General features: G+C 33.2%; 10 protein-coding genes. 8 read left to right on the top strand and 2 right to left on the bottom strand.

What is annotated here, in order from left to right; genetic code table 11:
- Positions 1 to 36 precede the first annotated feature (36 nt).
- The 4 genes from Q4Q55_RS08595 (at position 37) to Q4Q55_RS08580 (ending at position 3,774) form a co-directional block, all read left to right on the top strand.
- Positions 37 to 1,209 (top strand): TraB/GumN family protein, encoded by a 1,173-nt coding sequence (locus Q4Q55_RS08595; protein WP_303372404.1) that lies wholly within the window; start codon positions 37 to 39, stop codon positions 1,207 to 1,209.
- A gap of 62 nt (positions 1,210 to 1,271) precedes the next feature.
- On the top strand, positions 1,272 to 1,484 hold the full coding sequence (locus Q4Q55_RS08590) for a DUF1922 domain-containing protein (RefSeq protein ID WP_296804401.1): 213 nt from the start codon (positions 1,272 to 1,274) through the stop codon (positions 1,482 to 1,484).
- A 23-nt stretch (positions 1,485 to 1,507) separates the two neighbouring features.
- Positions 1,508 to 2,827: a hemolysin family protein gene (locus Q4Q55_RS08585; RefSeq protein ID WP_303372403.1), complete on the top strand. Its 1,320-nt coding sequence runs from the start codon at positions 1,508 to 1,510 to the stop codon at positions 2,825 to 2,827.
- On the top strand, positions 2,827 to 3,774 hold the full coding sequence (locus Q4Q55_RS08580) for a calcium/sodium antiporter (protein ID WP_368660152.1): 948 nt from the start codon (positions 2,827 to 2,829) through the stop codon (positions 3,772 to 3,774). The genes Q4Q55_RS08585 and Q4Q55_RS08580 overlap by 1 nt, the downstream gene beginning before the upstream one ends.
- On the opposite strand, the gene Q4Q55_RS08575 is transcribed toward Q4Q55_RS08580, so the two are convergent.
- Complete coding sequence (locus Q4Q55_RS08575) at positions 3,733 to 4,608, bottom strand: TIGR00269 family protein (RefSeq protein ID WP_303372401.1); 876 nt, start codon at positions 4,606 to 4,608, stop codon at positions 3,733 to 3,735. The two genes, Q4Q55_RS08580 and Q4Q55_RS08575, sit on opposite strands and share 42 nt — an antisense overlap.
- 48 nt (positions 4,609 to 4,656) lie before the next feature.
- Here Q4Q55_RS08575 and Q4Q55_RS08570 point away from each other — a divergent pair, with 48 nt between their 5' ends.
- Both Q4Q55_RS08570 and Q4Q55_RS08565 read left to right on the top strand, forming a co-directional pair.
- Entirely contained in the window at positions 4,657 to 4,962 is a 306-nt protein-coding gene (locus Q4Q55_RS08570) for an MTH1187 family thiamine-binding protein (RefSeq protein WP_303372400.1), read from the top strand.
- Between the two features lie 50 nt (positions 4,963 to 5,012).
- Positions 5,013 to 5,282 (top strand): cupin domain-containing protein, encoded by a 270-nt coding sequence (locus tag Q4Q55_RS08565; RefSeq protein ID WP_303372399.1) that lies wholly within the window; start codon positions 5,013 to 5,015, stop codon positions 5,280 to 5,282.
- Positions 5,283 to 5,319: 37 nt separating this feature from the next.
- On the opposite strand, the gene Q4Q55_RS08560 is transcribed toward Q4Q55_RS08565, so the two are convergent.
- On the bottom strand, positions 5,320 to 6,423 hold the full coding sequence (locus Q4Q55_RS08560; RefSeq protein ID WP_303372398.1) for a DegT/DnrJ/EryC1/StrS aminotransferase family protein: 1,104 nt from the start codon (positions 6,421 to 6,423) through the stop codon (positions 5,320 to 5,322).
- Between the two features lie 106 nt (positions 6,424 to 6,529).
- Here Q4Q55_RS08560 and Q4Q55_RS08555 point away from each other — a divergent pair, with 106 nt between their 5' ends.
- Positions 6,530 to 7,690, top strand: coding sequence for a tRNA (guanine(10)-N(2))-dimethyltransferase (locus Q4Q55_RS08555; RefSeq protein WP_303372397.1), 1,161 nt, complete (start codon positions 6,530 to 6,532; stop codon positions 7,688 to 7,690).
- 239 nt (positions 7,691 to 7,929) lie between these two features.
- The gene (locus Q4Q55_RS08550; RefSeq protein WP_292807033.1) at positions 7,930 to 8,406 is read left to right on the top strand and encodes an Lrp/AsnC family transcriptional regulator; all 477 of its coding nucleotides are present in this window, start codon (positions 7,930 to 7,932) and stop codon (positions 8,404 to 8,406) included.
- Positions 8,407 to 8,612 lie beyond the last annotated feature (206 nt).

The following is an 8,612-nucleotide window of genomic DNA, read 5'->3' as shown; positions in this document are numbered from 1 at the left end:
ATAAGATAATACAAGAAATAAAGAAGTGTTTATTTAATGAAAAGAGAATGTTTAACAATAATTGGTACCGCCCATGTATCTTCAGAAAGTGTTGAAGAAGTGAAAGATGCCATCTACGAACAACAGCCAGAAATGGTGGCTATTGAACTAGATAGAGGAAGATATACTAGATTAAAAAAAGAAATGAGGGGCATTGAAGAAGATGACACAATATCAGTTACCCAAATTATAAAAGAAAATAAAGTAGGATTATTTTTCACCACAACTCTTTTAGGATATTTCCAATCAAAAATTGGTGCTGATGTGGATGTGAAACCCGGATCAGAAATGGTTGGTGCAATTGAGGCTTGTGAAGATTTGGGAATACCAATAGCTCTTATAGACAGGGACATAAGCACCACATTACAAAGAGCATTAAATAAAATGGGATTTATAGAAAAGGCCAAATTCTTATTTGGACTTCTCACTTCAATATTTGGTGATGAGGATATTGAAGATGAACTTGACATTGAAGATTTGAAGAATCCTGAAAATATTGATGATTTAATGGAAATGTTCAAAGATGAAGCTCCCAGCGTTTATGAAGTTCTTGTTAAAGAAAGGGATGCTTATCTTGCAGGAAGATTACTTCAGATTCCTCAAGACCATGTTATTGCAGTTGTTGGCGCTGGCCACAAACCGGGCATTTTAAGATATTTGGACAATCCGGAGAAATTGCCGCCATTACATGAATTAGAGATAATCGATGATAAGAAAGGGATTCCATGGGTTAAAATCTTTTTAGCAATGATCCCTATTTTATTTATCGTGATATTTTTTCTGGCATATTTTAGTGGGATAAATATAACCGGAAACATCTATGAGTTTATAATCATAAGTATGATTATGGGATTTGTTGGATCCATTCTTTCAGGGTCCAAAATTCAATCAGCAATTGTTGGAGGGGTTGTAGCTCCTTTAACCATAATTCACCCATTGCTTGCTGCCGGATGGTTTTCTGGTTTGGTTGAAGCCAAATTTAGAAAAGTCAGAAAAAGTGATGTTCAAAATTTAGCAAACATTGAAAGCTTTAAAGATTTATGGCACAACAATATATTCAGAATCCTGTTAGTTGTTGTTGGAACTAATTTAGGAGTTAGCATAGCCACGTTAGTAATATTGCCATCTAAAGTTTTCATCCCATTATTCATGAAAATATTTGGCGGATAGTGAAAATTTTATATAATATATCCTATTATAATATATTACAATTAATTTTAAATGGGAAAATCATGTATCTTATATTTCGTTGCGACTGTGGTCGTGCATTATATGCAAAAGAAGGCGTAGCTACACGTAAATGCGTTTGTGGAAAAACTTTAAAGGTCAAATCCAGGAGAATATTTAAAAAAGTGGCTACAAGAGAAGATGCATCTCTAGCAGTTCAAGAAATGCAGGATAAGATATATGGTAACACTGACTTTCAACTAGCCAGTGATTTATAACTAGTTTTAATGGTCTGTTAAAAATGATTGGAACGACACTCGAGATAATTATAATATTAGTTTTAATAATATTAACTGGATATTTGTCTATGGCAGAACTTGCCATAGTATCTGTAAGAAAAGCAAAAATGCAAAAATACTTAGAAGAAGGAAATAAAAACGCTCAAATCGTTATGGATTTATTACAAGATCCTAATGAATTTTTATCTACAGTTCAAATTGGTATTTCTCTTATTGGTGTCTTAACAGGGGCTTTTGGTGGAGTAACTTTAGCTGAACCCCTTAGCAAATTAATTTCTTTTATACCATACAACGAACCTATTAGCGTAGCCATTGTAGTTATTGTTACAACTTACCTAACATTAGTAGTTGGGGAAATTGTCCCTAAGGTAATTGCCTTAAATAATCCTGAAAGAGTTTCCCTAAAAGTTGCAAAAAGCATGGTTATTCTTGAAAAAGTTTCAAAACCAGTTAGTTTTGTTCTTGCAAAATCCAGCAGTTTTCTTTTATGGATAATGAGAATTGAAAATAGAAACAATGACATTGTTACTGAAGAAGAAATCGAATTGATGATTAAAGAAGGACGGGAAGACGGAACAATTGAAAAAGAAGAAGAGGACATTATCAAAAGAGTTTTCAAACTTGATGACCAAAAAGTCGAAAGTATAATGACTCCTAGGAATGAAATCATTTGGATTGATTTAGATGATGACCGAGATATCAACAAAGTCAAAATCATTGAAAGTAAACGGTCTATTTTCCCAATAGCCAAAGGAGAGTTAGATGACTTTATAGGAGTTGTGCAAGCAAAGGACATTCTTTCAGTTATGTTTAGTGAAGATGAATTTGATGTTTATAAAATTGTAAAGGAACCTTTAGTAGTATCTGAACACTTGGAAACCCTGGAATTATTAAAAGAATTCAAAGAAAACCAGGAATATGTGCACATGTCTTTAGTTGTTGATGAATTCGGAAGCGTTGAAGGATTAATTACATTGAATGATTTACTCGAAGGTATTGTGGGAGACATACCTGGAATTGACGAAGAGGACGAACCGCAAGCAGTGCAAAGATTAGATGGAACCTGGTTAATCGATGGAAGATATCCTATTGATAAATTTAAAAAACTGTTCGATTTCAAAGAACCACTGCCTGATGAAGAGGAAGACAATTACACCACTTTAGCAGGGTTCATTCTTAGTATTAGTGGTACAATACCTGATGAAGAAGACAAATACGAATGTGGCAGATTCATATTCGAAATTATTGATATTGACGGACATCAAATTGATAAAGTCCTTGTAACCGACTTAGGACCTGAAGAAGACATTAAAGGAGAATAATGATGGATGCTGGAATAATTATTCAAGCAGTACTGTTATTAGCAGGATTTGTATTTTTAATTAAGGGATCTGATTTTTTTGTTGATGGTGCAAGCAGCGTTGCTGCAATCTTAAAAATACCTACCGTCATTGTTGGCCTAACCATTGTAGCTTTTGGAACAAGTGCTCCCGAAGCAGCAGTATCAATTACATCTTCCCTAACTGGAAGCAATGCAATGGCTGTCAGTAACGTTATCGGAAGTAACATGTTCAACATGCTGTTGATTATAGGAATTTGCGCATTTCTCAACGAATTGCTGATGGAAAAGGAAATTCTCGAAAAGGATTTGCCGTTCCTTGTTGGAATCACAATATTGTTCGCGTTGTTTATTGTGATTGGAGGAGATATTTCAAACATTGAAGGTATAATTCTGTTAATCCTATTAGTAGCTTACATAGCCTATCTCATTCGCAACGCAGGAAAATCCGGTGCATCAAACTATGTGGAAAAACCTAAATTTACACTAAAGAAAAGTGCAGTATTCATATTGATTGGTATTGCAGGTATCGTTATCGGTGGCGACTTGGTTGTTGATAGTGCTTCATATATAGCATTGGCACTGGGAATGAGTGAAACACTGGTAGGTTTGACTATTGTGGCAATGGGTACCTCTTTGCCAGAACTTGTAACATCACTTACCGCTTTAAAGAAAGGTGAAAATCAGTTAGTTATAGGAAACGTAATCGGGTCAAACATATTCAACATATTGTTCGTACTCGGAGCAAGCAGCACCATAAGCGCAATACCTTTAAATTCAAGCATGATTCTTGATGTTATAATAATGGTGGCTGCAACAATACTCTGTTACGTTTTCGGTAAGACCCAAGATAAATTTGATAAAAAAGAAGGTACAATACTTATTGCATTATTCATTGGATATATGGCTTTTGCCATTATCAGAAATTAGTTTTTTCAACTCGCAAGCCTTGCAGACGTTGGATGATGTCGGCTCCCCACAGACTTCACATTCATTGAGGCTTGTGGAAATATCATTTTCAAAGGTCAATATCTTTTGAAATGATTCCATCACATTACTTTTTATGCCAGGATACTTATCCTCATTGACATTCAAAAACTCCTTAATCTTTGCCCTTAAAGACAAATGAGAATAAGGGCATTCATCAAGATGAATGTCAATATCATTTAATATGGCCCACATTCCGACTTCCTTTTCTGGAGTGTTCCACAATGGCTTGATTCTTGGAACCAGCTTCTGATGGATAACGTCAAGTTCCGGGCCGAATTTGGAGAATTTGATAGTATCTCCTCGAGCAAAACTCATTAAAAAGGATTGGATCTCATCATCCATATTATGGCCAGTTGCGATTTTGCAGGCCCCCAATTCATAAGCTGTTTTATTTAGAATATTTCTTCTAAAAACACCACATGGAATGCAGGCGCTTTTAAAATCCTGATAAATATCATCCAAGGCAAATCCTTCCTCATCCCTGAATGATTTTTGAACCAATTTTACGTCCAAATCCTCTGCGTTTTTAATGGCAGAATCAATGCCGTGTTGCCTGTAACCTTCAATTCCCTCATCAACACTGATTGCCACCAAATCAAAATCCAAATAGCTTTGATAATTTTTAAGAGCATGTAAAGTTAAAACACTATCTTTACCACCAGATAATGCAACAGCAATTAATTCATTTTCCTTGATTAAATCATAATCCTTAATTAAAGTGTTTATTCTTGTAAAAATCTTTTCATTGAATTCATCTTTGTTTAATTTAGCCATTACAAATTAATTTATACGAAGATAAATAAATAGGTTTACGGTGATAATATGATAACTTGTGATTTTGCAATATTACCCGTTGGAAGCGAAACAACAGAATGCAAAGACTATGTGACTGCGGCTGTGCAATCCATTAAGGATTCAGGTTTAAACTACCAGTTGACTGGAATGGGAACTCAAATTGAAGCTGAAAATTTGTCTGAACTTTATGAAGCAATAGCTGATGCTCAGGAAGCCATTTTTGAGTTGGGCATTGGTAGAGTATACACTGTGATAAAAATTGATGACAGAAGAGACATTGAAAACAGGACTTTGGCCGCCAAAGTTGAAACCGTCGAGGAAATGCTTGAATAATGGTGATACCATGACCGAATTTGCAACTCCCCCAAATCATTAAAATTTCATTGCCAAAAAGCTGTTTTGAATCTGTTGGTGAAATAATCGCTGAAGCCATTGTGTATATTGATTTAAACGGTGAAAGACCTCATGAAAAACATACACACGACCACAACCATCTGTTCATCGTGACAAAAGGAGAGGCAAAAATCCTCCTTGACAATGAGGAAATCATTGTTAAAAAGGATGATGCATTCATAGTAGACGGAAGCATTCCGCATTCCGTTTGGAACAATCTAGACAGTGAAACGGTAATGATTGGAATTTCAGTGAAATAATCTATTTCGATTTGAAAAAAAAGAAAGTATAAAAGAATTATACTTTTTTAGAAGCTGTTCTTACAGCTTCAATTACTAAATCCAAATCTTCTTTTGTTAAAGAAGGATGTACCGGAAGAGAAATTACATTGTCCGCTGCAAGTTCTGCATTAGGGCAATCCCCTTCAATACCCAATTTTTTATAAACCGGTTGATTGTACAATGGAATCGGATAATGAATACCTGTACCAACACCACATTCATTAATTATATCAACCCATTCATCACGGTCTCCTTTTTCAACACGGATTGTATACTGGTGATATACATGTTTTGATCCGTATGCACAATAAGGAGTAATGACTCCATCAACATCCTTTAAACCTTCGTTTAAATAAGAGGCATTTTCAATTCTTTTGTTATTGAATTCATCTATTTTATTTAATTGTGCAAGTCCAATAGCTGCTGAAATATCAGTCATTCTGAAATTATATCCGACATAATCATGATGATATCTTACGCTAGCTCCATGGGCTCTGAAGATTTTTGCATTTTCGGCCAAATCTTCATCATCAGTTGTAATAATTCCTCCTTCAGAAGTAGTCATGTTTTTGGTTGGATAAAAACTAAAACAAGACATGTCCCCTAAGCTACCTACATTAACACCATTGCAAGTTGCACCATGTGCCTGAGCAGCATCTTCAATAACACAAAGACCATGTTTTTCAGCGATTTCATTAATTCTGTCCATATTGGCAGACTGTCCATATAACTGAACCGGAAGAATAGCCTGAGTGTTTTCAGTTATTAAAGATTCGATTGATTCTGGATTTAATGTATAAGTTTTCAAATCGATATCTGCAAATACCGGTTTAGCGCCTGTGTATAAAATTGAATTTCCACTAGCAATGAATGTGAATGGTGAAGTAATAACCTCATCCCCATTACCAATGCCACATGACAATAAAGCAACATGTAATGCGGCTGTTCCTGAATTAACAGCAATTCCGTAATCTGCTCCAACCCATTCAGCAAATTTTTGTTCAAATTCGGCCACTTTAGGTCCTTGAGCTATCATTCCGGATTTTAAAACTTCAACTACATTTTCTATCTCTTCATCGCCAATTATTGGTTTTGCTATAGGAACTTTAATCTCTGACACATTTATCACCAAATCATAAAAATTAGATTAATTACTATACTAATGTTTAAATCTAATAATATTTAAAACATTACATAATCAATAAAGAAAGAATGAGTGAGAACTAATGGATGAATATAAAATTAAACAAATTGAAGAAGGATTGACAAAAATTGAATTTCCTGAATTTGATAAAGTTTCATCTGACGCTCCTGTTTTTTATAATCCCCACATGGAATTAAATAGAGATTTATCTATCCTTGCAATCCAAGTATTTCAAAAACAAGAAGATAGGGAAATTGACATATGCGACTTGTTTGGGGGCAGTGGAATTCGTGGAATTCGTTATAAAAATGAAATAAATGGCGTTGGAAATGTGGCAATAAATGATATCAGCGAATTGGCTAACGAATATGAACAACACAATATTAAATTAAATGGTCTAGATAATATTGATGTTTTTCAACATGACGCAAGCATGTTTTTGAGAATGAAACGGGGCGAATTTGATGTGATTGACATTGATCCTTTTGGAACACCTTCCCCTTTTTTAGATTCCGTGGGATATTGTGCCCGTAGAAATTCACTGTTATGTGTTACGGCCACCGATACATCAGCACTATGCGGAACTTATAAGGAACCCTGCATCAGAAAATATAATGCGAAACCATACAAAAGTGAATACTGTCATGAAAATGGCATAAGAATTTTAGCAGGTTTTGTAGCACTCACCCTTGCAAAATATTCAAAGTGCATTGAAATACAAATGTCACACAGCACTGAACATTATATGAGATTATACATAAAAATTAAAAAAGGTTCAAAAAAAAGCGATGAGTCATTAAAAAATATAGGTTATATCAGCCATTGTAAAAATTGCCTGCACCGACAAACCACCACGGGATTGGCAAGTGCGATTGAAGAAACATGCCCCATATGTGGTGAAAAACTAATTCATGCAGGACCATTATGGTTAGGAGATATTCAGAATGCAGAATTCATTGAAAAGATGATTGATGAAAACAATTATAAGAAAATAAACAGTGAAAAAGAAGCCTTAAAATTGCTTAACAGTTGTCTTTTAGAAGCAAAAGCTCCTGCAACATTCTTTGATGTTCATGCAATTTGCAAATCTTTAAAAATAAGTGCTCCAAAACTTGACCGGATATTTGATGAAATGAAAAATAAAGGATTTATTGCAATAAAAACCCATTATAACCCATTGGGCATAAAAACTGATGCAAATATTGAAGATATAAAAAAAATTCTAATAGACTTATCCAAATGACAAATAACTATTTAAAAATTTAAACAAACATAAAATATTAAAAAAAATACTATGGTTATAACTGAAATATAAAAAAACATCATAACTTTGGAAAAATAATTAAAAATATTTTGGCATAAATAAAAAAAAATAATTAAAAATATATAAACTTTTAAATATAATAAACAATTAATGATTTTATATAATAACTACTAAATTGATACACTAAAAATTTAGTAAATTAATATGAAGTGATTATAATGGTAAAAACAAAAGATAATGTTGTAAAACTTGATGATACAGACATAAACATTCTTAAAATTATTAATGAAGATGTTAGAACATCTTACAGACAAATATCTCGTAGTTTAGACGTATCTGTCGGTACAGTTCACAACCGTATTGATAAAATGGTAAAATCCGGAGTTATCAAAAAATTCTCCCCTGTTATTGACCATGAAAAACTAGGATTTGTTTTAACCACAATTATTGGTGTAAGAGTAAAAGGCGGAAAACTTAAAAATTGGGAAGAAAAAACATTCTTTAACAAAAATGTAGTTGGAATATATGATGTTACCGGAGAGTATGATGCATTTTTAATTGCTAAATTCAGAAACACAAATGAATTAAATGCATTTATTAAAGAATTGCTAAAAGACCCAATTATAGAAAGAACTTATACCCAAACTGTTCTTGATGTAATCAAAGAAGATATGGGATCATCAAATATTTTATAAATATCATAAAGCAGTTGAATAATTAACAACTGCTTTCTTAATATCTTATTTTAAATAATTATCTAAAAAACAATGGAAACATTCCTAGATTAAAAAATATTTAACTGTTTTTGAACAACGTTTAGAATTTTAATTCATATCGATTAGCAAAAAATACCTTCCAAAAACAGGAATAATTCTTTAAATATATAAATATGAAAACATAA

It is taken from the genome of Methanobrevibacter sp. (assembly GCF_030539555.1).
Classification (GTDB): Archaea; Methanobacteriota; Methanobacteria; order Methanobacteriales; family Methanobacteriaceae; genus Methanocatella.
The sequence above is the reverse complement of the archived record's forward strand: the minus strand, read 5'-3'. Positions and strand labels throughout refer to the sequence as shown.

Excerpts from the sequence above, each read along its gene's own strand:
- Q4Q55_RS08590 (WP_296804401.1), top strand. The coding sequence starts at position 1,272 with ATGTATCTTATATTTCGTTGCGACTGTGGTCGTGCATTATATGCAAAA.
- Q4Q55_RS08575 (WP_303372401.1), bottom strand. The coding sequence starts at position 4,608 with ATGGCTAAATTAAACAAAGATGAATTCAATGAAAAGATTTTTACAAGA.
- Q4Q55_RS08585 (WP_303372403.1), top strand. The coding sequence starts at position 1,508 with ATGATTGGAACGACACTCGAGATAATTATAATATTAGTTTTAATAATA.
- Q4Q55_RS08550 (WP_292807033.1), top strand. The coding sequence starts at position 7,930 with ATGGTAAAAACAAAAGATAATGTTGTAAAACTTGATGATACAGACATA.
- Q4Q55_RS08595 (WP_303372404.1), top strand. The coding sequence starts at position 37 with ATGAAAAGAGAATGTTTAACAATAATTGGTACCGCCCATGTATCTTCA.
- Q4Q55_RS08570 (WP_303372400.1), top strand. The coding sequence starts at position 4,657 with ATGATAACTTGTGATTTTGCAATATTACCCGTTGGAAGCGAAACAACA.
- Q4Q55_RS08580 (WP_368660152.1), top strand. The coding sequence starts at position 2,827 with ATGATGGATGCTGGAATAATTATTCAAGCAGTACTGTTATTAGCAGGA.
- Q4Q55_RS08555 (WP_303372397.1), top strand. The coding sequence starts at position 6,530 with ATGGATGAATATAAAATTAAACAAATTGAAGAAGGATTGACAAAAATT.